The sequence below is a fragment of the Acidiferrobacter thiooxydans genome, from assembly GCF_003333315.1.
In the GTDB taxonomy this organism is placed as follows: Bacteria; Pseudomonadota; Gammaproteobacteria; order Acidiferrobacterales; family Acidiferrobacteraceae; genus Acidiferrobacter; species Acidiferrobacter thiooxydans.
On sequence record NZ_PSYR01000002.1, the window covers coordinates 1,130,463 to 1,156,380 of the forward strand.

General features: G+C 64.7%; 20 protein-coding genes. 8 read left to right on the forward strand and 12 right to left on the reverse strand.

Annotated elements, in window-relative coordinates:
• Positions 1-150: 150 nt before the first annotated feature.
• Together C4900_RS12495 and argF are read left to right on the forward strand one after the other, a co-directional pair.
• Entirely contained in the window at positions 151-1,332 is a 1,182-nt protein-coding gene (locus tag C4900_RS12495) for an aspartate aminotransferase family protein (protein WP_065970346.1), read from the forward strand.
• Positions 1,329-2,228, forward strand: a complete 900-nt coding sequence (gene argF / locus C4900_RS12500; protein WP_065970347.1) for an ornithine carbamoyltransferase — start codon at positions 1,329-1,331, stop codon at positions 2,226-2,228. Before C4900_RS12495 ends, argF begins: the two co-directional genes overlap by 4 nt.
• An 8-nt stretch (positions 2,229-2,236) precedes the next feature.
• Here the strand turns inward: argF and C4900_RS12505 are convergent, their stop codons facing one another.
• Together C4900_RS12505 and C4900_RS12510 are read right to left on the reverse strand one after the other, a co-directional pair.
• Positions 2,237-2,533, reverse strand: coding sequence for a hypothetical protein (locus C4900_RS12505; RefSeq protein WP_147267190.1), 297 nt, complete (start codon positions 2,531-2,533; stop codon positions 2,237-2,239).
• Entirely contained in the window at positions 2,530-2,991 is a 462-nt protein-coding gene (locus tag C4900_RS12510; protein ID WP_147267191.1) for a dienelactone hydrolase family protein, read from the reverse strand. The genes C4900_RS12505 and C4900_RS12510 overlap by 4 nt, the downstream gene beginning before the upstream one ends.
• Positions 2,992-3,252: 261 nt before the next feature.
• On the opposite strand from C4900_RS12510, the gene ettA reads away from it, so the two are divergent.
• On the forward strand, positions 3,253-4,926 hold the full coding sequence (gene ettA / locus C4900_RS12515; RefSeq protein WP_211306946.1) for an energy-dependent translational throttle protein EttA: 1,674 nt from the start codon (positions 3,253-3,255) through the stop codon (positions 4,924-4,926).
• A gap of 65 nt (positions 4,927-4,991) precedes the next feature.
• The gene (locus C4900_RS12520; RefSeq protein WP_065970349.1) at positions 4,992-6,818 is read left to right on the forward strand and encodes an ABCB family ABC transporter ATP-binding protein/permease; all 1,827 of its coding nucleotides are present in this window, start codon (positions 4,992-4,994) and stop codon (positions 6,816-6,818) included.
• Here C4900_RS12520 and C4900_RS12525 read toward each other — a convergent pair.
• The 3 genes from C4900_RS12525 to C4900_RS12535 are packed head-to-tail and all read right to left on the reverse strand — an operon-like array spanning position 6,798 to position 7,871.
• Positions 6,798-7,259, reverse strand: coding sequence for a hypothetical protein (locus C4900_RS12525; protein ID WP_065970351.1), 462 nt, complete (start codon positions 7,257-7,259; stop codon positions 6,798-6,800). The genes C4900_RS12520 and C4900_RS12525 overlap by 21 nt on opposite strands.
• Positions 7,252-7,626, reverse strand: coding sequence for a DUF488 domain-containing protein (locus C4900_RS12530; protein WP_065970353.1), 375 nt, complete (start codon positions 7,624-7,626; stop codon positions 7,252-7,254). The genes C4900_RS12525 and C4900_RS12530 overlap by 8 nt, the downstream gene beginning before the upstream one ends.
• Entirely contained in the window at positions 7,623-7,871 is a 249-nt protein-coding gene (locus tag C4900_RS12535) for a thioredoxin family protein (RefSeq protein WP_065970355.1), read from the reverse strand. The genes C4900_RS12530 and C4900_RS12535 overlap by 4 nt, the downstream gene beginning before the upstream one ends.
• A gap of 139 nt (positions 7,872-8,010) precedes the next feature.
• Here C4900_RS12535 and C4900_RS12540 point away from each other — a divergent pair, with 139 nt between their 5' ends.
• The gene (locus tag C4900_RS12540) at positions 8,011-8,442 is read left to right on the forward strand and encodes a hemerythrin domain-containing protein (protein WP_065970369.1); all 432 of its coding nucleotides are present in this window, start codon (positions 8,011-8,013) and stop codon (positions 8,440-8,442) included.
• Here the strand turns inward: C4900_RS12540 and C4900_RS12545 are convergent.
• From C4900_RS12545 to C4900_RS12555, 3 genes are read right to left on the reverse strand one after another with little or no spacing between them, the layout of a single operon-like run.
• Positions 8,423-8,950: a hemerythrin domain-containing protein gene (locus tag C4900_RS12545; RefSeq protein WP_211306947.1), complete on the reverse strand. Its 528-nt coding sequence runs from the start codon at positions 8,948-8,950 to the stop codon at positions 8,423-8,425. The genes C4900_RS12540 and C4900_RS12545 overlap by 20 nt on opposite strands.
• Positions 8,951-9,006: 56 nt before the next feature.
• Positions 9,007-9,456 (reverse strand): biotin/lipoyl attachment domain-containing protein, encoded by a 450-nt coding sequence (locus C4900_RS12550; protein WP_065970357.1) that lies wholly within the window; start codon positions 9,454-9,456, stop codon positions 9,007-9,009.
• A gap of 59 nt (positions 9,457-9,515) precedes the next feature.
• Positions 9,516-10,211, reverse strand: coding sequence for a Crp/Fnr family transcriptional regulator (locus C4900_RS12555; RefSeq protein WP_065970359.1), 696 nt, complete (start codon positions 10,209-10,211; stop codon positions 9,516-9,518).
• A gap of 57 nt (positions 10,212-10,268) precedes the next feature.
• On the opposite strand from C4900_RS12555, the gene C4900_RS12560 reads away from it, so the two are divergent.
• A complete protein-coding gene (locus C4900_RS12560; protein WP_065970363.1) occupies positions 10,269-11,291 on the forward strand; it encodes a lipoate--protein ligase family protein in 1,023 nt (340 codons plus the stop codon).
• Here the strand turns inward: C4900_RS12560 and purL are convergent.
• The 4 genes from purL to C4900_RS12580 form a co-directional block, all read right to left on the reverse strand.
• Positions 11,288-15,181, reverse strand: a complete 3,894-nt coding sequence (gene purL, locus C4900_RS12565) for a phosphoribosylformylglycinamidine synthase (RefSeq protein WP_114283190.1) — start codon at positions 15,179-15,181, stop codon at positions 11,288-11,290. The two genes, C4900_RS12560 and purL, sit on opposite strands and share 4 nt — an antisense overlap.
• A gap of 359 nt (positions 15,182-15,540) precedes the next feature.
• Positions 15,541-16,419 carry a 4-hydroxy-tetrahydrodipicolinate synthase gene (dapA, locus tag C4900_RS12570; protein ID WP_114283191.1) on the reverse strand — a complete coding sequence of 293 codons (879 nt, stop codon included), beginning with the start codon at positions 16,417-16,419 and terminating at the stop codon, positions 15,541-15,543.
• A gap of 299 nt (positions 16,420-16,718) precedes the next feature.
• Positions 16,719-19,070: a hybrid sensor histidine kinase/response regulator gene (locus C4900_RS12575; protein ID WP_065970859.1), complete on the reverse strand. Its 2,352-nt coding sequence runs from the start codon at positions 19,068-19,070 to the stop codon at positions 16,719-16,721.
• A gap of 9 nt (positions 19,071-19,079) precedes the next feature.
• Positions 19,080-23,126 carry a HAMP domain-containing protein gene (locus C4900_RS12580; RefSeq protein WP_114283527.1) on the reverse strand — a complete coding sequence of 1,349 codons (4,047 nt, stop codon included), beginning with the start codon at positions 23,124-23,126 and terminating at the stop codon, positions 19,080-19,082.
• 909 nt (positions 23,127-24,035) lie between these two features.
• On the opposite strand from C4900_RS12580, the gene C4900_RS12590 reads away from it, so the two are divergent.
• The gene (locus C4900_RS12590; protein ID WP_065971299.1) at positions 24,036-24,512 is read left to right on the forward strand and encodes a peroxiredoxin; all 477 of its coding nucleotides are present in this window, start codon (positions 24,036-24,038) and stop codon (positions 24,510-24,512) included.
• Positions 24,512-25,900 carry a PhoH family protein gene (locus C4900_RS12595; protein ID WP_065971300.1) on the forward strand — a complete coding sequence of 463 codons (1,389 nt, stop codon included), beginning with the start codon at positions 24,512-24,514 and terminating at the stop codon, positions 25,898-25,900. The genes C4900_RS12590 and C4900_RS12595 overlap by 1 nt, the downstream gene beginning before the upstream one ends.
• Positions 25,901-25,918 lie beyond the last annotated feature (18 nt).

The window sequence follows — 25,918 nt, forward strand, 5'->3', positions numbered from 1 at the left end:
ATGGCGGCCTGCCGACACCCGTACTGGATTTTCGGAGGCGAGGGCGGTAATATGCGCGCCTTGATCGGACTGCCTGACGCCGCAGGCGGCCGCGATCCTTAAATCGTTAAGCGCCCCCACCCTAGGGGCGCTTTATATTTTGGGGGCGCGATGCCAACCGAACACTATCTCATGACGACCTACGGGCGACTCCCGGTCGCATTCACGCACGGTGAAGGGGCCTGGCTCTGGGACGAGGGCGGCCGTCGCTATCTGGACGGGCTTGCCGGGGTCGCGGTCAATGGCCTTGGCCACGCCCATCCGGCGATCGTCGAGACGATCTGCGCCCAGGCCCGGCGTCTGATCCATGTCTCCAATTGGTACGAGAACCGCGAGCAGCAGACCCTCGCCGAGCGCCTGTGCGCGGTGGCCGGTATGGATCGGGTGTTCTTCGCAAATTCCGGGGCCGAGGCCAACGAGGCGGCCTTGAAGCTCGCGCGCCTGCATGGGCGTCGCAAGGGGGTCGAGGCGCCCGCTGTGATCGTCATGGAGGGGAGCTTCCACGGTCGCACGCTGGGGACCCTGAGCGCCTCGGGAAGCCGCAAGGTCCAGGCCGGCTTCGAGCCCCTGGTACCGGGCTTTCGGCGCGTGCCGTTCAATGATCTCGATGCCGTGCGCCAGGTCGGCGCGCGCGATCAGACCGTGGTCGCAGTGCTCGTCGAACCGATATTGGGGGAAGGCGGCATCCAGGTCCCGGATGCGGGCTACCTGAAGGGCCTGCGCAAGATCTGCGACGAGGCGGGCTGGCTGCTCATCCTAGACGAGATCCAGACCGGGCTATGTCGCAGCGGCGCATGGTTCGCCTGGCAGCACGAGCAGGCCCGCCCTGACGTCATGACCGTGGCCAAGGCCTTGGGCAACGGCCTGCCGATCGGCGCCTGTCTCGCGCACGGCACGGCCGCCGAGCTCTTCCATCCCGGTCAGCATGGGTCGACCTTCGGCGGCAACCCGCTGGCCGCCGCCGTAGGCCGCACCGTGATCGAGACGCTTGAGGGCATGCGCGCCTGGGAGCGGGCCGCAGCGCTGGGGCAAGGGCTGCTCAATGGCCTGCGCGAGCGATTGCACGACACCGCCGGCGTCAAGGCAGTACGCGGCCGCGGGCTCCTGCTCGGCATAGAACTGGATCGGCCGGCGCACGCCGTCATGCGCCTGGCCTTGAACCGCGGTCTTTTGCTGAATGTCACCGCCGAGCGGGTGGTACGCCTCCTGCCACCACTCATCCTGAGTGACGAAGAGGCCCGCCTCCTGACGTCCGGCACCGCCGACGCCATCCAAGAGTTTCTGGCGTCATGATTCGGCATTTCTTGAGCCTGATGGACTGCACGCCCAAGGAGCTGCGCATGCTCATAGAGCGCGCGATGACGCTCAAGGCCATCCTTCACAGGCGCGAGCCGCACGAGTATCTGCGCGGATCGAGCCTCGCGCTCATCTTCGAGAAATCCTCGACGCGGACCCGCGTGTCGTTCGAGGCCGGCATCACCCAGCTCGGGGGCAACAGCATGTTCCTTGCCCCCGCGGAACTCCAGCTGGGACGGGGTGAGCCGCTCGAGGACACGGCCCGCGTGGTGTCGCGCATGGTCGATGCCATCGTCATCCGCACCCACGAGCACGCCAAGCTCGCGGCCTTCGCCGAGCATTCCCAGGTGCCGGTGATAAACGCCCTGACCGACCGCTTCCATCCCTGCCAGCTGCTCGCCGACATCCAGACGTATTTCGAGCATCGCGGCGACATCGCCGGACGTACGGTGGCATGGATCGGCGACGGCAACAACGTCTGCCAGTCGTGGATCAACGCCGCGCGGCAGTTCGGCTTCACCTTGCGCATCGCGACCCCCGCGGGGTATCGGCCGAACCCGGAGATCCTGGGGGCGGCCGCCGGGTCTGCGCATCTCGTCGAGACCCCGGAGGACGCGGCGCGGGGCGCCGATCTGGTCGTGACCGACACCTGGGCGAGCATGGGGCAGGAATCCGAAAAAGAGGTACGCATGCGCGCCTTCCAGGGATACTGCGTCACAGCATGCCTCATGGACCTGGCCGCTGCGGACGCGCTCTTCATGCATTGCCTCCCCGCCTATCGCGGCGTAGAGGTCGCAGGCGAGGTCATAGACGGGCCGCGCAGCGTCGTCTGGGACGAGGCCGAAAACCGCCTTCATGCGCAAAAGGCGCTGCTCGAGTTTCTGCTCGCCTGAGCGCAAACCTAGTTGTGATAATCGAATAACAATCGAGGATAGGGCGCGCAGCGTCGACAGAGGAAGCGGATCTGCCGGAAGAACGAGCGCGCCTGCCCCCAGATCTCTTGTGCGATCGCGCTGTCGAAATGCCGCCCCGTCGGGTTGGCGGCCGCCGGATCGACGTTGTAATAATGGACAATGAGCGGCTTGCCGTAGAATCGCATGTGCGCCTCGAAGGCCTGAAGCTTGGGCAGCGGCGTGCTCTGCTGGAAGGCGATCAAAAGCACCTTCGACTCGATCCGTTGTATGAGCGCGGCCTTCACCGACACCCCCCATCGCACGCCACCGTACCCGAGACGTCGTGGGGATCGGCAGCACTCGCCTCGAGCGACTGGAGGGCGCCCGCATGCCCCCACCCGAACGTGATAACCTTGCGCCCGGGGGCGCTCAAGTATTCGATGGCCGCCCGCTCCATGGCCGCCCGGCGTCCATGTCCGCGGGCCGCGGCGTGCGCATGCCGGCTTGCATGCCCGAGACCCAGGGTCAGCACCCGGTAGCCCTGCGCCCCGACGCGATCGGCCCAGGCGAGCGTATGCTCATCGAGGCCGGCCTTGCCGGGCAACAGCAAAAGCCCGATGCGCGCCGACGGCGGTCCCGTGCGGTAGACCTCGAAATGATGGCCGCTCTTGGTCGCGAGCTGCACGAATTTCCCGGAAAACGCCCGACAAGACAGATCGGGAAGCTTATGGGCCCATCCCGAGACACTGGTCAGGATCAACACCAGGCCCGCCGCTATTCCACGCCACATCCTCACACCTCGGTTACGCTCGACCCTGCTATGCGCCATGCCGCCGGGCATTATGATGACTTCGCCTACCGACCTCAAGCGAGACATCCGGCGGTGCGGTGGTGCGCACCGGGAGCCTACCCGATTCACCGTCCGATACCGGAGGCGGAGGCGATGAACGGGGTCCTGCGGGTGCCATTCGGGCACACCGACCAGGCGAGAGAAACTTCGCCAAACCCAGTGTATACTGGACGCATGCCGATTCCCTACATATTCACCATGCAGCGGGTGACCAAGGTCGTCCCGCCGTCGCGCGAGATCCTGAAGAACATCTCGCTATCGTTCTACCCGGGCGCCAAGATCGGCGTGCTCGGATTGAATGGCGCTGGAAAATCGACGCTGCTGCGGATCATGGCGGGCGTGGACCGCGATTTCGACGGCGAGGCCAGTCCGGCCGCGCGCACGCGCGTAGGCTACCTCCCCCAGGAACCGGTACTGGACCCGACCAAGGATGTCCGCGGAAACATCGAGGAGGGGGTGGCGGCCACCAAGGCCCTGCTCGAGCGCTTCAATGCCATAAGCCTCCGATTCGGCGAACCGCTATCCGATGAACAGATGAACGCCCTGATCGAGGAGCAGGCCCAGGTTCAAAGCGAGATCGACGCCGTCGGCGCCTGGGAACTGGACCGTAAACTGGAGATTGCCGCCGAGGCCTTGCGCCTACCACCCTTCGACGCCGACGTCACAGTACTGTCCGGGGGCGAGCGTCGCCGTGTGGCGTTGTGCCGGCTATTGCTGTCGGAACCGGACATGCTGTTGCTCGATGAGCCCACCAACCACCTGGATGCCGAGTCGGTCGCCTGGCTCGAACGCTTCCTCAAGGACTACAAGGGGACGGTGGTGGCAGTGACGCATGACCGCTACTTCCTCGACAACGTAGCCGGATGGATCCTGGAACTCGACCGCGGTCAGGGCATTCCCTGGGAAGGCAATTACTCCTCATGGCTCGAACAAAAGGAGAAGCGCCTCGCGATCGAGGAGAAGCAGGAGTCCGCGCGCCAGCGCACCATAAAGCGCGAGCTCGAATGGGTACGCACCGCGCCCAAGGGCCGGCACGCCAAGAGCCGTGCACGACTTGCCGCCTACGAGACGCTCGTGGCACAGGATGTCGAACAGCGCAACGAGACCCAGGACCTGTTCATACCGCCGGGCCCGCGGCTCGGGGATCTGGTCGTGGAGGCCGCGGATCTCACGAAGAGTTTCGGTGATCGCGTACTCATGGAGCACGTGAACTTCAAGCTGCCGCCCGGCGGGATCGTCGGGGTCATAGGGCCGAACGGCGCCGGCAAGACCACACTGTTTCGCATGATCGTGGGCGAGGAGCAGCCGGACGGGGGGTCGCTACGCATCGGACCGTCGGTGGTCCCGGCCTACGTAAGCCAGAGCCGCGACGCCCTGGATGGCAATAAGTCGGTATGGGCGGAGATCTCTGGCGGATCGGATATGATTCTGTTGGGTCGCCGCGAGGTATCCTCGCGCGCCTATGCCGGACGCTTCAATTTCCGGGGCGCCGACCAGCAGAAACTCGTCAAGGATCTGTCCGGGGGCGAACGCAACCGTGTCCATCTGGCGAAGCTTCTGAGGAGCGGCGGCAATCTTCTGCTGCTCGATGAGCCAACCAACGATCTCGACGTCGACACGTTGCGCGCCCTGGAGGAGGCCCTGCTCGAATTCGGCGGCTGCGCCATCGTGATCTCCCATGATCGGTGGTTCCTGGATCGCGTCGCGACCCACATCCTGGCCTTCGAGGGCGATAGCCGCGTCGTGTGGTTCGAGGGCAATTACGCGGACTACGAAGCCGATCGCAAGCGCCGCCTGGGGGTGGAGGCCGACCGGCCTACGCGCATAAAATACAAGCGACTGGCCTAAAGGTCGTGCGCGGCCTGGAAAGGCGGTCCGGTCCGCCCCCCAGCGGGGACCGACGGGATACGCCCATGGCGCGCGGCCTGCTGTGGTCTACGATCAAGAAGCTGCTCCCCTACCTCTGGGAATACCGCATACGAGTGGCGTTGGCGCTGATCTCGCTCACCGTGGCCAAGGCCGCTGGCGTGGGCGTGCCCCTGGTCCTCAAAAACATCGTCAACCGCCTCGATGTCCATGAACCAGCGCTCATCGTGCCGGTGGCGCTCATTGCCGCCTACGGCGCCTTGCGATTCGCCAACGCGCTCTTTGGAGAACTGCGCGACCTCGTGTTTGCACGCGTGAAGCAACGTGCCGTGCGGCGCGCCGCCACCGCCGTGTTTCGTCACCTCCATGCCCTACCTCTGGGCTTTCATCTCGACCGTCAGACCGGGGCTGTGGCGCGCGACATAGAACGCGGTAGCCGCGGCATCGCCTTGCTCCTGAACATCCTTTTGTTTCACATCATCCCGACGATAGTCGAGATCGCGCTCGTGGCCGGCATCCTCATCGCCAAGTTCCGCCTGGAATTCGCCATCATCACGTTTGCGACACTGGCGGCTTATGCCGGCTTTACACTGTTTGTGACGGAATGGCGGACGGTCTTCCGGAGATCGATGAACGAAATGGATTCGCGCGCCAATAACCACGCGGTCGACAGTCTCTTGAACTACGAGACCGTGAAATTCTTCGCAAACGAAGACTATGAATCGAAGCGCTACGATGCCCACCTCGCGCAATGGGAGGATGCCGCGGTGCGCAGTCAGTCCTCGCTTGCCCTGCTGAACACCGGCCAATCGGCGATCGTCGCACTCGGGATCGGCGGCCTTATGCTGCTGGCCGCGCGCGGGGTGGCCGAACACCGGATGAATATCGGTGACCTGGTACTGGTCAATGCCTTCCTGATACAGCTGTTCATGCCACTACATTTCCTCGGGGCCGTCTACCGCGAGATCAAGCATTCCCTGGCCGACATGGAGCGCATGTTCGCCCTGCTCGACGTGCCCTCCACCATCACCGATGCGCCGGGGGCCCCTGATCTTGCAGTTACGCACGGTGGGGTGCGGTTCGAGCATGTGAGCTTCTCCTACGGCGGCCAGGCGCTTTTGGATGATGTCGACTTCACCGTGGCGCCCTGCTCGACCACCGCAGTCGTAGGACCAAGCGGGTCCGGGAAATCGACGCTCGTGAGGCTCCTGGCACGCCTCTACGACCCGGATGCCGGCACTATCCGCGTGGATGGCCAGGACATCCGCGCCGTGACGCAAAAAAGCCTGCGGCGGGCCATGGGCGTGGTCCCGCAGGACCCGGTGCTGTTCAACGACACGTTGTATGCCAACATCGCCTACGGGCGCCCGGGGGCGAATCTCGAAGAGGTGCGGGCCGCGGCCGATCTTGCGCATCTCGACGGCTTCATCGCCACCCTGCCGCAGGGTTATGACACACGCGTGGGCGAGCGCGGCCTGAAGCTCTCAGGTGGTGAGAAGCAGCGCGTGGCGATTGCCCGGACCCTGCTGAAAGAACCGCGCATCCTGCTCTTCGACGAGGCGACATCGGCCCTTGATGCGGCATCCGAACGCGCGGTACAGGAGGGCCTGGCACTGCTCGCCCACCAGCGCACGACGATCGTGATCGCCCACAGGCTCGCCACGATACAACACGCCGACCAGATCCTGGTCATGCGCGCCGGACGCATCGTGGAACGCGGACGCCACCGCGAGCTGATTGCGCGCGGCGGTCTCTACGCGCGACTTTGGGCGCTGCAGCAAGATACGACAGAGGGGCCGACCGGCCATCCGTCGCCGACGCTTCCCGGCCCGAGCGCGGCAGACGACGGGCTGCTAGAGGCCCTGGGTCAATAACAGACCAGCGAGCAGGATCGCGACCGACAGCAGGCCTATGGCGCGCCCTACGAGGCGCGTAGCGCCCGGTTTGTGGGTACGCTCGGCGCGCGGGCCCAGTACCGCGTCATGCCAGACCGTGAGCGCCAGGACCAGCGCCACGAGGGCCGCCTTGATAGCGAGGGTCGTCCCGAAGGCGCTCATCCAAAAGCGCGCCTGGGCCAGGGTTCGCGGGCCGATGCCCTGCAGCAGGAGCAGCAAGGGGCCGGTCACGATCAGCGTGCCGAGCGCCACATAGGCGACCGGCCGGAACGCGCGGCCCACGGCCTCGGGGATGCCCGCCGAGGGCGCGGCGCGCGCCGCGGGCACGACCGCGAACACGAAAAACAAGACGCCGCCCACCCAGGTGGTGGCGGCCAACAGATGGAGAGCGATCAGCGCCAGAAACGCGGCCTCACGCACGCATACGTTCCATCAGATATTCGCGCAACACCACGGCGTTATTGTGCGTCTCATCATGCGCGGCATACACGAGCACTAGGGGGCCCGCATGGGCGGCCGCTATAAGCGCGTCGCTCGCCTCGGGGCAGGCGCGCAATTCGGCGAGATAGCGGCGGCGAAATTCCGCAAACCGTTCCGGCTCGTGGCCGAACCATTGGCGCAGGACCGAACTCGGGGCCGCATCCTTCGCCCAGCCGGCAAGCCCCGCGGCGGCCTTCGTAAGCCCACGCGGCCAGATGCGATCCACGAGCCACCGTGGGCCCTCGCCGGGCTCCGGCGATTCGTAGACGCGCCGGATGGTGATCGCCGGGGGGCGCTCGGCCTTCATGCCGCCTGCTGCGCGATCTTCAGGGCGTCTCCCAGGGACTGGAGGCCGACGGCGGTAAGCTTGCCATCCACGACCAGCGCCGGCACGGTCCGTACCCTAAGTTTCGCGACCAGCGCCCGGCCGGCGGGCTCGGCGATGTCCAGGACCTGATAATCGATCGGCTCGCGACGCGCCACCTCACTCCACACCTGCTCGGCCTGTGGGCATACCGGGCACCACTTTGATACCAGCAGTCGTACCTCCATCGTTCCACCTCCGCCTATAGCCTTGACGCCACTCTACGAGCGACAGTCTCCGCCGCTCCTTGACAGCCATCAAGGATGACGAGGCCCCGGTCATATGGTAATGATGGCGTCTTGCATGACAAGCGCCGAGGGGGCCGCCATGAACACTCGACTCATCGATGGCTTCACGCGCCATCACCGTACACTCGATCGCGCCTTCGAAGATGCGCGACAGGCAACCGGAGACGGCGATTTCGTGCGTGCGCGCGCGGCGTTTCAGGGGTTCCGCGATGCCATCGAACGCCATATGGGGGCCGAAGAGACGTGGCTGTTTCCGGCCTATGAGGCGCGATACGGCAATGACAATGCGCTGACCTCCATCCTGCGCAAGGGGCATCGCGACCTGCGCGGGTTCTTCGAGGAGATCGCCGAGGCCCTGGATGAGGGCGACGGCGACGAGGGCGCGGCGCTCATGGATACCGTGGGCCAGATCCTCCACCATCACGACGAAAAGGAGGAGCAGGAGTTCTATCCGGCGGTCGCCACGCTCGTGGATGACCCGACGCCGGCGCTCACGGCCCTGGAATCGTGACGCCCCGGCGGGCGGCCATGGCGCGCCCCAGGACGGTGATCTCGGAGGGCGCAAGCAACGCGCGGGCGCGCGGCAGGAGCATGGTGTTTTCGGCGGCCATGTGCGCGCGCATGAGGCTCACATAAGGCTCGATCGGCACATCGCCGGGGGCGGTCGGCAGCGCCTGCAGCACCAGCTCGAGCGGTGCGTAGGCCTGCTCCAGGACGCGGTGTTCGCTCATGAGGCGCGCCATGAGTGCGGTCACGGCCGGATCGCCGTGATGCGCAAGAAGCGGCGCCAGATCGCGCTCCTCGTCTTCATGGTGCCAGCGCCCGGCCTGCGCGAAATAATGATGCACGCGCCCGGCTGCCACCCGCGCCTCGCTATCCCCGCCATGGACGCGCACATGGGCGGCAAGGCGCACGAGCGTCGCGCAATGACCCTCTATGCGTTCGTGACAGGCGGCCAACAATCCCAAGGGGTCGTCGAAACTCGGGCCACCGCACTCACCCTTCTCACCAATACGCACGATTCACCCCCTATGCCGCGACGACCCGCAGACGATAACAGCAGCTGCGTGCGCCGTCACGGCTCGGCGCAGCGCATGCACTGGACATCGTAGCGATCCAGCCACAGGCGCAAGGCCTCCATCGCCTTGGGCCCGGTCACGAGATCCGTAAAGGCATCCGCCGGCACCACCGGCCGCACCTTGGCAAGCCACGCATCCGTGTAGGGCCCGATGTTGACGAGGTGTGGGGTCTCGAGGACCGCGGCATTGACCGCCTCGACGGTGCCCTCGAAGGGGCACGGCACGCCGCCCGCCCATTTGCCGCTTTCGAGGGTGGCTACATGGCGTCCCTTGTTCAGATGCGTACCGACCTTCTTGATGCGGATCTTCTGAACGCGCCCGGCCATGGTCTGGGCGGCATCGGTGATGCCAAGGACGATGAGGCCGTTGTCATCGGGGCGCGCCCACACATAATCGAGATCGTAGAATAGATCATCCGGCAACTCACATCCGCGGTATTCCGTCATCCTCTACACTCCTTGGCCCGAGTCTAAATATCGAAGCGCCTCACGAGCCTTGACGGCCATCAAGAACCGCTGCCAGGCCCGGCCTGATCCCGCCATCGGACGAGCCGCGCGCGATCGGCGATATGGATGTCGTTGCCTGCGACCGAGATGAGCCCAAGATCCCGCAAGGTCGCGAGCACGCGCGAGAAGGTCTCGGGCTTGACGCCGAGCCGCGAGGCCACGACGTTCTTGTGGACCTGGATATGGATGTCGGCGGCATGGGCATCGACCGGACATTGGTCGAGCAGGTAGCCCGCCACGCGCTGGCCGGCGGTCTCGAGCGTCAGGGCCTGAACATCATTGATGAGCTGGTGCAGACGCATGCTGATGCTGGCCAGCATGCGCAACGCGATCTCGCCGTTGGCCTTCAGGACACGCACGAAGTCGTCGGTCGGTATCTCCACGAGCGCGGCGTCCGAAAGGGCGGCGGCGTATACCGGATAATGGCCGCCCAGGAACACCACGGCCTCGCCGAAGGTCTGGCCGGCCATGAGGATCTCGATCACCTTCTCATCACCCTGCGGCGACAGACGATAGAGCCGCACCGAGCCTTCCACGATGAAATAGAAGGCGCAGGCCTTGTCGCCCTCGGCGAACAACATCTCATGGGCCTTGAGCGACCGACGCCGGGCATGGGCCAACAGGCGCTCGAGTTCCTCCGGGAACAGCCCGGAAAAGAGCGGCGCCTTGTGAACCGCCTTCAGATCCTGATCCATCCTCCCCCTCTCCTGTTAGAATAGGCGCGTTTCGCGTCAGGCGCCCCAGGAAACCTCGTGCAGCTCTTTGAACCCCTCGACAATAGCGCCCTGTTGCCCATCGCCTATTTCCATGCCCTGGCGCGCCTGGGCGCGGAAGGATTGATCCTGATCGAGCCCGCGCAGTCGTTCGTGAGCCTGGGGACATTCGATGACGCCGCCACCACCGTCGACCGCGACTATTGCCGGGATCATGGCATCCCGGTCATGCGCCGCGAGACGGGCGGGGGCATGGTGCTCCTCGGTCCCGGCCAGATATTCTACACCCTGGTCCTGAAACGGCCCCACGCCCTCGTACCCAGTCGCGTCGAGGAGGCCTACCGGTACCTCTCGCAGGCCCCGATCGCGGTCTATCGCCGTTTCGGCGTGGCCACGAGGCTGCGTCCGATCAATGATATTGTCACGCAAACGGGACGCAAAATCGGCGGACAGGGGGCGGGGGACATAGACGGCCACTTCTGCTTCGTAGGCAGCATCCTCATCGATTTCGACATCGATCTCATGCAGCACATCGTGCAACTCCCGGATGAAGGCCTGCGCCCGGCCCTGAAGGCGGCCCTCGAAGAGGGGCTCACCTCGCTCCATACCGAGACGGGGTCACGACCGTCGGCCCAAGCGGTGAAGGCCGCCCTCGCCGAGGCCTTCGCGCCGCTCGTGGGCGGCCTTACACCGCGACCGGTCTCGGCATGTCTTGTGGCCAAGGCCCGCGAGGTGGCCCGAGAACTCAGCTCCGCCGACGTCATCGACGACGGCGAAACGCGGCCGCGGTCGCTTTTCAAGGTCCGCGAGGGCCTGTACCTTTGTCAGCGCGCCATCGCCACACCGGGCGGACCGCTCACCGTGTCACTCGCCATCCGTGATCAACGCATAGCGGCGGCGCGGCTCTATGCGGCACCTGCCGGGGCCACTGGCCTCGATCTGTCGGCGCTCATCGGCCGATCCTTTGACGAGGAGACCCTGGGCCTGGCCCTGCCCGACATCTCCGCGCTCGGCATCGACCGCGAAGACTTCATTGCCGCCCTGCTCTCGCCCGGCCGCTAGCCCACAAACCGCCGCGCATTACGGAAGATCTCGAACCACGGACCATACTCGCCCCAGTCCGGCGGGTGCCAGGAGTTGGTCACCGTGCGGATCACGCGCTCCGGATGCGGCATGAGCACGGTAAAACGGCCATCCGGGGTGGTGAGGCCGGTGATGCCGCCGGTCGAGCCGTTGGGGTTGCGGGGATAGACCTCCGTCGGGCGCCCGTAGTGATCCACGTAACGCGCCGTCACGAGCCGGTCGTGCTCCAGCCGGGCACGGGCCTCTTGCGTCACCGCCACCCGCCCCTCGCCATGGGCGACGGGCGCCGGCAGGCGCGCGCCCGCCATGCCCGCCAGGAGGATCGAGGGATTGTCCGGGATCTCCACCAATACCGTGCGCGCCTCGAACTGTTCCGAGCGATTGCGCTCGAACCGCGGCCAGGAATCGGCCCCCGGGATCAACGGCCGCAGATGGGCCATCATCTGGCAGCCGTTGCAGACCCCCAGGGCGAAGGTCTCGGGGCGCGCAAAGAACGCCGCGAACTGCGCACGCAGCGACTCATGGAATAGGATCGACTTGGCCCACCCCCCGCCCGCCCCAAGGACGTCGCCAAACGAGAATCCGCCGCACGCGGCAAAGCCCGCAAAACCGGCCAGCGCCTCGCGTCCCGCCAAGAGATCGCTCATGGTGACGTCCACGGCCTCGAAACCCGCGGCCATGAAGCCCGCCGCCATCTCGCGATGCCCGTTGACCCCCTGCTCGCGCAGGATGGCGACGCGCGGCTTGGTCAAGAGCAGGTGCGGGGCAAGCGGGCTTGCGACATCGAAGGGCACATGCGCGGTAAGGCCGGGATCGGCCGGATCGGCGAGCAGGGCATAGGATTCGGCAGCGCTCTGCGGCTCGTCGCGCAAGGCCTGCATGCGGAACGACGTCTCCGCCCACAGGCGCTCATAGGCCATACGGTCACCCTCAAGGAACACGCGCCCGCAATAACGTATGACGATGTCGCGTCCCGGGCGTACGGTCCCTATGCGCTTCGTATAGCGCAGCAGGCCCTTCTTCTTCAGGGCCCCCAGAATGCCGTCGCGCGAGGCGCTCGGCACCTGCAAGACCGCCCCTAATTCCTCATTGAACAAGGCCGCGATCGGGTCCAAACCAAGGCCCGTGATATCGATGTCCAGGCCGCACTTTCCGGCGAACGCCATCTCGCACAGGGTGACGAACAGGCCGCCATCGGAACGATCATGATAACTCAACAGGAGACCAAGCTCGTTCAAGGCCTGCACAACCCCGAAAAAGAGCTTCAAGAGCCTTGGGTCATCCACATCGGGAGGGCGCCCGCCCTCAACCCCGTAGACCTGCGCCAAGGCCGAGCCGCCCAGCCGATCCTTGCCATGACCAAAGTCCACCAGCAGCAGATCGGTCTCGATGTCGCTCACACATACCGGGGTCAGGGTCTTGCGCACATCCATGACCGGGGCGAGCGCGGTGGCCACCAAAGATACCGGCGCCTGGACCTCGCACGACCGGCCCGCTACCGTCCATTGCGCGCGCATCGAAAGCGAGTCCTTACCTACCGGTATCGCGATACCAAGGGCCGGACACAACTGCAGGCCCACGGCCTCGACGGCCCGGTAGAGCGCGGCGTCCTCGCCCTCGCCTCCGGCATTGGCCATCCAGTTGGCAGACAGCTTGACGTCGGGCAGGCGGCGGATGCGCGCCGCCGCCAGGTTCGTGAGCGCCTCGCCTATCGCCATGCGCGCCGAGGCCGCCGCATCGATGACCGCGATCGGCGCGCGCTCGCCTATGGCCAGGGCCTCGCCGGTGATATCGTGATAACCGGTCGCCGTCACCCCGACATCGGCGACCGGCACCTGCCAGGGGCCCACCGTCTGATCGCGACACACAAGCCCGGAGATACTGCGATCACCGATCGTGATCAGAAACTCTTTGCTTGCCACCCCCGGCAGCGTCAGCACACGCGCGATGGCGTCATGGAGGTCGAGCGAACGCGTGGCAAGCAGCCGCGCCGGGCGGCGGACCGATCGCGCCTCACGATGCATGCGCGGCGGATCGCGCAGAAACAGCGCCAGCGGGAGATCGACCGGATCGGGGGCCCCGCGATCGGCAAAATAGGCGTCGCGCACCCTGAGCCTCGGCTCCTCGGTCACCCGCCCGACGACCGCAACCGGGCACCGCTCGCGCGCGCATAAGGCCATGAAGTCCGCCAACGCCTCCTCGCGAACCGCAAGCACATAGCGCTCCTGGGCCTCGTTGCACCAGATCTGCATGGGCGACATCTGGGGCTGGCCGTTGGGGATCGCGCGCAGATCGATGTCGGCCCCGCGGCCGGCGCCGTGCACGAGTTCCGGCAGCGCATTGGACAATCCCCCGGCGCCCACGTCGTGGATCGAGAGGATGGGGGTATCTGCGCCCAGCGCTATGCACGCCTCGATGACCTCCTGGGCACGCCGTTGCATCTCGGCGTTGCCACGCTGCACGGATGCGAAATCCCGCTCCTGCTGCGCGCCGCCGGAGGCGGCGCTCGAGGCCGCACCACCGCCGAGACCGATCAAGAGTGCAGGCCCACCCAGCACCAAAAGCGGGGTGCCGGATGGCAGATCCCGTTTGCTCACATGCATGGGGCGCACCGATCCCGCGCCGCCGGCCAGCATGATGGGCTTGCGGTAACCATAGACCGTCCCCCCGCTGTCAAGCTCGAAGGACCGGAAATACCCGAGGATGGCCGGGCGCCCGAATTCATTATTGAAGGCCGCCGCGCCCACCGGCGCCTCGAGCATGATATCGAGGGCGCTCGCCAGATGATGGGGCGCACCGCGCTCGACCTCCCAGGGTCGGGGGGCATCGGGCAGGCGCAGATCGGCTACCGAATAACCCACAAGGCCGGCCTTGGGGTGGCCCCCGAGACCGGTCGCGCCCTCATCACGAATCTCGCCACCGGCGCCAGTCGCGGCCCCCGGATGGGGCGAGATCGCCGTCGGGTGATTGTGAGTCTCGACCTTGAGCAGAATGGGGACCGGCTCCTGCCCCGCGGTATAACACCGCGTCCGCTCGTCGACGAACAGGCGCGAACCCAGGATTGCGCCCTCGACGATGGCGGCGTTGTCGGCGTAGGCGCTGAGGAGCCCACCGGGGCTCGCCTTGGCGGTCTCGCGAATCATCGCAAACAACGTATGTTCGCAAGGCCTGCCGTCGATCACGAAGTCGGCGTTGAAGATCTTGTGTCGGCAGTGCTCGGAGTTTGCCTGGGCAAACATCATGAGCTCGGTATCGGTGGGGTTGCGACCAAGCCTCGTGAAGGCGGCCAGGAGATAGCCCCGCTCCTCCTCGGAGAGCGCAAGGCCCAGGGTCCGATCGGCACGCATCAGGGCGTCGTCCCCTTCGCCCAGGATATCGATCGCGCATCCGCACGCGGGCGCGCGGCTCGACCACAAAGGGGCGTCGTCGTCGGGATCGGCGAGCACCGATTCGGTCATGCGATCATGAATGAGTGATGCGATCCGGTCGCACTCGTCGGCCGTCAACACCCGTTCCGCCATCACCCGCCAGACGACCCCGCGCTCCAGACGCGTTACCGCCTCGAGCCCGCAACGTCGCGCGATGTCCGTGGCCTTGCTCGACCACTCCGAGATCGTCCCGAACCGCGGGACCACCACAAAGGTGCGCGCGTCCGAGGATATCGGCGGCGGCGGCGCACCGTAGTCCAGGAGTGCGGCGAGCACGAGCTCCTCGTCGCTCGAGAGCGCGCGGCCAAGACACACGAAGTGTCGATAGCGGGCCGACAGCCCGGTCACCGGCGCGACCTGCGCCAGGCGCCGAAGCAACCGCTCGGCACGGAACGCTGCCACGGCCCCAGGACCGTCAAGCCTTATGGTGAGATCTGCCATGCACGCCCGTTCCGCGCCCCTGAATTATCCCCGATGTCCGCCTGCGGGTTCCTGTCCCGACCCGCCCCACCGCCCCGATCAGTCGGTAGGCGGTTGCGCGGGGGCCGGCGTAAGCGGCCCCCCGGGCGGCTGCGCCTCGTGGCCATCACCGGGCGCGCGCCGCACGGTGGTCGTCGAAAGCGCGCTATCGTGGATCGCGTAGCGACTATGATTCGGAGGCGCGGACATCCCCGCCGGGATTTTCAGAGGGGGCACCGGTGGGGGTACTACATAAGCGGGCACATGGCACCCGCCCCCCGCAGAGGCGCATCCCGAGAGACCTGCGCCCACCAATACGACTACCCCCAACCATCCATACCTCATAACGTGATCCCCGCCTGCTGTAAAGCGTCTCGAACGGCCGCCCGCCTGGGCTCGGACAATGGCGTCAATGGGAGCCGCAGATGCGGACCGATAAGGCCCATGGCATGCAGCGCCCATTTCACCGGAATCGGATTCGACTCCACGAACAAGGCCCGATGGAGCCCCGCAAGGGCCTCGTCCCGGCGTTGCGCCTCCTCGTAGTCGCCGGCGAACACCGCCTCCCAGACCTCTCTCATGGTACGCGGCGCGACATTGGCGGTCACCGAGATCACCCCCTGGGCGCCCACGCGCGCGAGCGCCACGCCGGTGGCATCATCGCCGCCATAAAGGGCGAAATCCGGGCGACAGCCGGCACGGATGGCGCGCGCGCGATCCACATTGCCGGTGGCCTCCTTGATCCCAACTATGCCTGGCACCTCGGCCAGTCGCGTCACGGTCTCGGGCAGCAGATCGCAGGCCGTGCGACTTGGCACGTTATACAGGATCACCGGCAGATCGACGGCGCGCGCGATCGCCTCGAAATGCTGAAAGAGCCCCTCCTGGGTCGGCTTGTTGTAGTAGGGGGTCACAACCAGACAGGCGCTGGCGCCCGCCTCGGCCGCCGCGCGGCTCAACGCGACAGCCTCGGACGTCGCGTTGGCGCCGGTCCCGGCAACCACCGGGATGCGGCCGGATAACGTCCGTACCACATGGGTGATGACCGCCACGTGCTCGTCGACATCCAGGGTCGAGGCCTCGCCGGTGGTACCGACCGCCACGATGCCGTGCGTCCCGGCCTCGAGATGGAAATCGAGGAGCCGGTCAAGGGCTGCAAAATCGACCGCGCCATCATCACGCATAGGCGTCACGATGGCGACAAGGCTACCGCGCAACATAAATCCGACCTGAATTAAAAGCGCGATACTACTTGCCCGACCGTTGGCAAGCAAGGGAAGGGCTGCGCGCCCAGCCATTGCCAACGTGAGGCCATGAAGCCCGGAACATCCGGTGGCGCTGGGAATTCCCGTATGGGAATCCGGGCCACCTGTCAGACAACTCCCCGCGACAGGCGCTCGCGGATAGTCATGATCCGTGCCCCATCGAGAACGGCTGAGCGCTCCGAGTCCCATGGCGTCACGGTGGGAATGTCGGCGCCCGCCTCGCGCCTTTGCGGGCGCGCGCCGCAGGGGCCGAGCTAGGGCGCTAGAACCTTTTGCACGATCGTGCGCAATTCCTCATTGCGATAGGGCTTCGAGACCGCTTCACAGAATCCGTAGTGGCGGTAATTGGCCATGATCGGGTCGTTCGAGTAACCACTCGAAACAATGGCCCGGGCCTTGGGATCGAACTCCAGAAGCTTGCGCACGGCCTCCCGCCCCCCCATACCGCCGGGGATCACGAGGTCCATGATGACGACATGATAGGGGCGGCCCTCCTCGATGGCGTGCTTATAGGCGGCCAAGGCCTCCGCCCCATCCTTTGCATAGCCGACTTCATAGCCGAAATGCGTAAACAGCCGGCCCAGGACGTCGCGGATGAAGCTTTCGTCATCCATGATCAGGATGCGTCCATGTCCGCGACGCACGCGCCCAACCGGGTCGACCAGCGATGGCAGTCTCATGTCGGACGCCGGCAGCAGGATGCGGAATGCCGCCCCCTGGCCGGGCTCCGACTCCACGGTGATGATGCCGTTATGTTTGCGGACAATGGAGTAGCTGGTCGCAAGTCCGAGCCCGCTGCCCTTCAGCTTGGTGGTGAAATAGGGATCGAAAATACGCGCCTGATTCTCCTTAGTGATCCCCACACCCTCATCGCGGCACACGACCTCGGCGTAGCGCCCGGGCGCAAGCCCGTATCCGTCACAGGCCACGCGCCGCACCTCGTCGATCGACACCCATACCCGCCCGCCCTCCGGCATGGCCTGCTGGGCGTTCAAGACGAGATTGTGCACGACCTGGCGGATCTGCCCTTCGTCGGCCTCGACTATGATGTGCGCGTTCACCGACACCTCACACAGGATATTCGAGCCGCGCGAGGCGAACTCCGCGGAATCGCGCACCACGGAGCCGATCTCGATCGGCCTCTTGACCGGCGCGCCCCCTTTGGAGAAGGTGAGGAGCTGCTGCGTCAGATCCTTGGCCCATAACGCCGCGCGCTCCGCCTCTTCCAGGCGGTCGAAGACCTGTTCTCCCGCGGAGGTATAAAGCTTGGCAAGCGATATATTGCCCATGATGGCGGTAAGAATGTTGTTGAAATCATGAGCGATGGCCCCCGCCAAAAGGCCCACGGACTCGAGCTTACTGGCCTTCTGGCGCTCCTCCTCGAGGCGCTGCGCATCAGTCACGTCCCGAAACACCACGGCTGTACCCTGCACCTGACCATTGGCGTCGCGAATCGGCGCGATACCGGTGGCCACCGCCCATTCGCGCCGGTCGCGCCCGATCAGGACCGCCTGGTGATCCGGTCCGCCACCCGTGGCGGCCGCGCCGTCCATGTTCACGGCCTCCCGAACATACGGCACCTCGCGCACCACGAAGACCTCCGCCAACGGTCGACCTGCGGCCTCCTCCTGCGTCCAGCCGGTGAGCTGTTCGGCGGCGCGATTCAACAGCACCACGCGGCCGGCGGTATCGGTCGTGATGACGCCATCACCTATGGACCGCAAGGTGACCGAAAGCCGCTCCTTTTCCGCCGCCAAGGCCTCCGCCACGCGCCTTTGATCGTCGATATCCGTCGCTACGCCAAGCCAAGCGCGCACCCGCCCGCGCGCATCGTGTTCCGGCTGAATGTGCACGAGGTGCCAACGAAAGCCCCCGTCCCGACCGCGTCGCAGGCGCACCTCCACGGACAGCTCGGCGCCGGCCAGCAGGGCCTCTCGCCACGCGCCCTTCTTGCCGTCGAGGTCCTCATGATGCACGACTTCCTCGAGAATAAGCCCTGCTATACGCTCGCCATCGAGTTGAAAGTAGCTAAGCGTCCGCTGATTCACATACTCGAAGCGCAGATCACGGGTTACGATCCACACGAGCTGCGGAACGAGGTCCGCCAGATTCTGGTAACGGCGCTCACCGCGCCTCTGGACCTCGGCCACCTGTCGCGCGCGTTCACGTCGTTCGCTCTCCTGGATGAGGCGCGCCTGCGCCTTGATCTGCCGGTTTTTGCGGAACAACTCGACGAATACCGCGACCTTTGAGCGCAGAATATCGATATCAAATGGCTTGAACAGGTAATCGACGGCACCGAGCGTATAGCCCTTGTAGACGTACTGATCCTCTTTGTTGATCGCGGTCACGAATATGATCGGAATGGAACGGGACTTGCGCCGCTTACGTATGAGACTTGCGGTCTCGAACCCATCTAGGCCCGGCATCTGGACATCCAGAAGGATCACCGCGAATTCCGCGCGCAGCACCTCCTTCAAGGCCTGCTCTCCCGATAGCGCCGTAATCACCTCGCAATCCGGGTCGTCGAGCGTCTCCGATAGCGCCGTCAGGTTTTCCGGGCGATCGTCGACGACCAGGATCTTGATCTTTTCGTCCCCGTCCACGACTCCCCCTTACGACACCGCCTCAGCGGCCCGGGTCTTCAACCAGCGCTTGACCATATGCAGAAGCGCCGTCGTGTCGACAGGTTTTGTTATATAGTCGGAAAGGCCTGCTTCGAGCGACTTTTCCCGGTCGCCCTTCATAGCCTTGGCGGTGAGCGCTATGATGGGAAGACCCTTGTACCGCTCTAGGCGCCGTATCGCCTGCGTGGTCTCGTAACCGTCCATGTCGGGCATCATGATATCCATGAGCACGACGTCAATATCATCGTTTTCCTCGAGTATCTCGATGGCGGCGCCACCGCTCTCTGCAAACAGCACATTCAGCTTGTGATTTTCAAGGACACTGGAGATCGCGAATATGTTGCGCACGTCATCGTCGACCACCAAAACCTTCTGTCCCGAAAACATGATGGCGTCGTTGCTCTCGAAGTCGCCTTCAGACTCCATGTCGACGGCGTCACCAAGCGTCGCCACCTGCCCTTGACTGCCCTCGTCTTCGATCTCCTGCCCCACATAGATCTGGGGCATATAGAGCGTAAACTCGCTGCCCTCACCCTCGATACTGCGTAGATGGATCTCGCCCCCTAGAAGCCGCGAGATCTCACGGCTTATGGTAAGACCAAGCCCCGTGCCTCCATACTTGCGACTGGTGGTGGCATCGACCTGCTGAAAGGCCTCAAAAATGAGCCGCTGCTTGTTATCGGCGATGCCTATGCCGGTATCGCGAACCGTGAACGCCACCACCACCGCCGACTCGCGCAATGCTTCGGCCTGAAACACCGTCCGGCTGCCATGGTAGCGGCACGCCTCGAGCGTGATAGCGCCCTTTTCAGTGAACTTGAAGGCATTCGACAGGAGATTTTTCAGGACTTGCTGTAAGCGCTGACCGTCGGTAAAAAGCGATTCCGGCAGGTCGTCTGCGGTCTTTATGGCAAAGACGATATCCTTCTGCTGGGAAATCGCCCGGAAATCGCGCACCACATAATCTATGAGATCCGTCACCTTGGTGTCGCTCGCGACTATGCCCATCTTGCCGGCCTCGACCTTCGATAGATCGAGAATCTCGTTTATGAGGTTCAGAAGATCCCGCCCGGACGCATAAATAGTATTCGCGAACTGAACCTGCTTGCTGTTTAGGTTCGACTCGCGATTCTCGGCAAGAAGCTTGGCCATGATAAGGAGACTGTTCAAGGGCGTACGCAGCTCATGCGACATGTTGGCCAGGAACTCGGATTTGTATTTCGAGATCATGGCCAACTGCTCGGCCTTCTCCTCAAGGGATAGGCTTGCCATCTCGACTTCCTGGTTCTTGATCTCGAGCAGCGTCGCCTTCTCTTCGAGCTCCTTGGCCTGGGCCTCGAGCTCCCCGTTGGAGTTCTGGAGCTCCTGGAGAAGCTCCTCCGTACGCATGGACGCACCTATGATGTTAAGCACGACACCCACGCTCACCATGAGCTGATCGAGGAACACGCGATGGATGGAATTGAATGACTGGAAGGAGGCAAGCTCTATGACGGCGAGCACATCGCCCTCGAACAACACCGGGAGCACTAAAATGTTGGCCGGACCGGCGTAGCCAAGGCCCGAGGCGATGCGAATATAGTCGTCCGGCACCGTGCCAAGACTGATCGGCTTTTTTTCGAGGGCACACTGGCCGACGATACCCTCGCCAAATTCAAAGCTCGTCGGCACCGTCGCGCTTTTGTTGTATGCGTAGGAGGCAATGAGGTCCAGGCGGTTTTCCTCGACATTGACGGTATAAAAGGCGCCATGCTGCGCCGATACCAAGGGCGTGAGTTCGCTCATGATCAGCCGCGAGACCGCCGACAGGTTCTTCTGGCCCTGCATCATAGCCGAGAAACGCGCAAGATTGGTCTTAAGCCAATCTTGTTCCATGTTTTTCTCAGTAGTCTCCTTTAGGTTCTTGATCATCTGGTTGATGTTGTCTTTGAGCGCAAGGACCTCGCCTTCGGCCTCCACGGTGATGGAGCGGGTCAGGTCGCCCTTGGTCACGGCCGTGGAGACCTCGGCGATCGCGCGCACCTGCGAGGTCAGGTTGCCCGCCAGCTGATTCACATTCTCCGTGAGGTCCTTCCAGGTCCCCGCCACCCCTGGGACCTTGGCCTGGCCGCCGAGCTTGCCGTCGATGCCCACCTCCTTGGCCACGCGCGTGACCTCGGCGGCGAACGAGCGCAGCTGGTCGACCATGGTGTTGATGGTGCTCTTTAACTCCAGGATCTCGCCGCGGGCATCGACTGTGATCTTCTGCGAGAGGTCGCCGTTGGCCACCGCCGTGGTCACGAGCGCGATGTTGCGCACCTGCGAGGTGAGGTTGCCGGCCAGCTGATTCACATTCTCCGTGAGGTCCTTCCAGGTGCCGGACACGCCCTTCACGCGCGCCTGACCGCCAAGCTTGCCCTCGATGCCCACCTCCTTGGCCACGCGCGTGACCTCGGCAGCGAACGAGCGCAGCTGGTCGACCATGGTGTTGATGGTGCTCTTTAACTCCAGGATCTCGCCGCGGGCATCGACTGTGATCTTCTGCGAGAGGTCGCCGTTGGCCACCGCCGTGGAGACCTCGGCGATGTTGCGCACCTGCGAGGTGAGGTTGCCGGCGAGCCCGTTCACGTTGTCCGTGAGGTCCTTCCAGGTCCCCGCCACCCCTGGGACCTTGGCTTGGCCGCCGAGCTTGCCGTCGATGCCCACCTCCTTGGCCACGCGCGTGACCTCGGCGGCGAACGAGCGCAGCTGGTCGACCATGGTGTTGATGGTGCTCTTTAACTCCAGGATCTCGCCGCGGGCATCGACTGTGATCTTCTGCGAGAGGTCGCCGTTGGCCACCGCCGTGGAGACCTCGGCGATGTTGCGCACCTGCGAGGTGAGGTTGCCGGCCAGCTGATTCACATTCTCCGTGAGGTCCTTCCAGGTGCCGGACACGCCCTTCACGCGCGCCTGACCGCCAAGCTTGCCCTCGATGCCCACCTCCTTGGCCACGCGCGTGACCTCGGCAGCGAACGAGCGCAGCTGGTCGACCATGGTGTTGATGGTGTCTTTCAGCTCCAGGATCTCGCCGCGGGCATCGACTGTGATCTTCTGCGAGAGGTCGCCCTTGGCGACCGCGGTGGTCACGAGCGCGATGTTACGCACCTGCGAGGTGAGGTTACCGGTCAGCTGGTTCACGTTGTCCGTGAGGTCCTTCCAGGTCCCCGCCACCCCTGGGACCTTGGCTTGGCCGCCGAGCTTGCCGTCGATGCCCACCTCCTTGGCCACGCGCGTGACCTCGGCGGCGAACGAGCGCAGCTGGTCGACCATGGTGTTGATGGTGCTCTTTAACTCCAGGATCTCGCCGCGGGCATCGACTGTGATCTTCTGCGAGAGGTCGCCGTTGGCCACCGCCGTGGTCACGAGCGCGATGTTGCGCACCTGCGAGGTGAGGTTGCCGGCCAGCTGATTCACATTCTCCGTGAGGTCCTTCCAGGTGCCGGACACGCCCTTCACGCGCGCCTGACCGCCAAGCTTGCCCTCGATGCCCACCTCCTTGGCCACGCGCGTGACCTCGGCAGCGAACGAGCGCAGCTGGTCGACCATGGTGTTGACCGCCCGTCCGACACGTATCAGATCGCCCTTCACCGGCCGGCCGGCGACATCGAAGGGGACGGATTGGGACAGATCGCCATTGGCGACCGCACGGATCACGCGCGAGATCTCGAGTATCGTGTGCACTAGGTCGTCGACGGCGCTATTTTGGGCCTCGATCATGGTCGCCCATGCGCCCTGCATCCCCTTGAGCGAGGTGCGCTCGGCGATACGGCCCTGGCGGCCGACAAGATTCGCTACCCGCCCGAATTCCCGGGTCAAACGCTGATTATGGCGGGCCAGTGAATTGAAGATCCGGGCGATTTGCTGGGCACGACGACCCTCCCGCAATCGCAATCGCACGCTGAAATCGCCATCATGCAGTCGCTGGAGGCCAACGAGCAGGCGCTGAAGGTCGTCATCCTCGTCTTGAGAGACCCGCGTCCGCGATCGCGCACGCCCCGAACCCTGCGACGGCACACGCCCGTTCTTGCGCTTCAACCCTGTGACCACAAAACTCCTCCTCAATGATCAGCGTTCGATTCATTAAGAGCGAGCGGATGCCAGGGACATGGGGCAGAGGCGGCCGCGACCGGACGCGGCAACACGCCGGGTCCAAGTGACACCCGTTGCTCGTTGCTTCGACTGCGGCCCGGTCTGTATGAGGGAGGTTTTTTGGATGGTCCGGTACCGCCTCCGCCCCGCGCCTATTGTACTGAACGGCGTCCCCTCCCGCAAAGCGCGATACCATCGTGGGCCCCGCGCGATCACCAAGCCCGCGCTGTACATGGGCCCTCAAGATCCGAAGGAGGCCCCGATGCGCGCGTTTTCGTCATCCGCAAGCGGTCTAAGACCAGGCGGGTGGGAAGCGGAGTGCGCGCCTCGCTTCGGCGATGAATTGTGCGGGTCTCTGGCAGGGTGTGAGAAGGCCTGCCGCGAGGCGCCAGCGGATGACATTGGGCCGCCCCAGATCGCGGTGTTGTACCATGCGCGCTTGATAGCATCCTTCCTCATGGCGCTCCACGGGGCGGACTGGGCGCGCCCCTAGGACTTTGCCGATGAATTGCGCCGACCCCATCCCGCGATCGATACCGGGATGCCCGGGGTTGGGGAGCCTACTACCTCAACTATTTGCATTTTATGATTATTTCCGGTACGGCACATCCACCTTGACCGAGCCCGCCTTTCGTCTTGTAGGCGATGGCGAGATACTGAATACTATCGGCGGTGGCGACCCTAACGTAAGCGGCGTCCGCGGGCCCGCCGGAGGGTTGCGGGCCAGCACGGGCCGTTGTCCGGGGAACGCCCGGACGGGACCGATCGTTGGCGCGGCCCGGCGACCGGACCTGCCCGGCCCCTTAAGAACAATCATCGGAGAGTGGACGCGAAATGAGTAAAATCGAAGTCGGCGGACGTATCCCCGATCTCGTGGTGCAAGCGACGGATGAGCAAAGCTTTCGACTGTCGGAGCTGCGCGGCCGTAACGTGGTTTTGTATTTCTATCCGAAAGACAACACCCCCGGCTGCACGACCGAGGGACAGGATTTCCGCGATCACTACGAGGAGTTCGAAAACCTGAACACGGTCATCCTGGGTGTATCACGTGACGACATCAAGTCCCATGAGTCCTTCAAGACCAAGCAGTGCTTTCCGTTCGACCTCATTGCCGACATCGACGAGGAGCTATGCCGCGCGTTTGATGTGATCAAGGAAAAGAACCTCTACGGAAAAAAATCCATGGGGATCGAAAGAAGTACTTTTATTATAGATGAGCATGGGGTCTTGCGCCGGGAATATCGCAAGGTCAAAGTCGACGGTCACGTGCTCGCGGTATTGCGGGACCTGCGCGAGATCGTTGCGCAGTAATGACCGGGCATCGCAAGCTGTTCGTTCTCGACGCCAGCGTGCTGATGCACGATCCGGCGGCCTTGTACCGGTTCGAGGAACATGACGTCTACGTCCCGGTCGCGGTGCTCGAGGAACTAGATGCCCATAAGCAGGGCAGCTCGGAGATCGCCCGCAATGCCCGCCAGGCCAGTCGCTTTCTCGATGAAACCCTGGTGGCGGCACCCGCTGATCTGGCCGCCGGAGCGCCACTACCGCATGCCGAGGGCGCCGCTGGCGGACGCCTTTTCATTCCGCTCGGGGCGGCGCCTCGGGACCACGCCAAGGCGCCGCCGGCACGCGGGGTCGGTGGCGAATTGCTGGCCATAACGCGCCAACTCGCCTGCGACCACCCGGGCCGTGAGGCGGTGCTCGTCAGCAAGGACATCAATCTGCGCATCAAGGCACGCGCCCTGGGCCTTAGGGCCGAGGACTATACCAGCGAGCAGGTTCTGGACGATGCCGACCTTCTGTACCGGGGCATCGGCACGCTGCATCTCACATCCGCGGACGTGCTCGAGCCGCTTGCCGGCGGAGAGTCGCAACGTCCGGCCTTCGAGATCCGCGGCACTGCCCCGGCGGGCTGGTTTGTGGGCCAGTTTCTGCCCGGGGACGAGGCCTCGCTGCCCGATACCGTCGTCCGTGAGACCGGTGTTGGGTACGCGCGCCTGGAGGCCGTGCTCGATTACACGAAAGAGGAACGCGCGGTGTGGGGGGTGCGGGCGCGCAACCGTGAGCAGAACTTCGCCTTAAACCTGCTGATGGATCCGGACATCGACCTCGTAACACTGCTCGGCCACGCCGGGACCGGCAAGACCCTGCTTGCGCTGGCCGCCGGTCTTGAACAGACCATAGAGCAGCAGCGTTACACCGAGATCATCATGACCCGCGTCACTATCCCGGTGGGCGAGGATATCGGCTTCCTGCCCGGGACCGAAGAGGAGAAAATGACCCCCTGGATGGGGGCCCTGGAGGACAACCTCGACATCCTGAACCAAGGCGAGGCCCACGGCCATGGCCGGTCACAATGGGCGCGCGCGGCGGCCGGTGACCTGATTCGCGCACGAATCCGCGTCAAAAGCCTGAACTTCATGCGCGGCCGCACATTTCTGCGCAAGTTCATCATCATCGACGAGGCGCAGAATCTGAGTGCCCGCCAAATGAAGACGCTCATCACCCGCGCGGGACCCGGCAGCAAGGTCGTATGCCTTGGGAATATCGCGCAGATCGACAGCCCCTATCTGACCGAAACGACCTCCGGCCTTACCTATGTGGTGGATCGCTTCAAAGGGTGGGCGCACGGGGGGCATGTCACGCTGGAGCGGGGTGAGCGCTCGCGGCTTGCCGACCACGCCACCGCCACCCTATAGCAACACATTACCCCACTC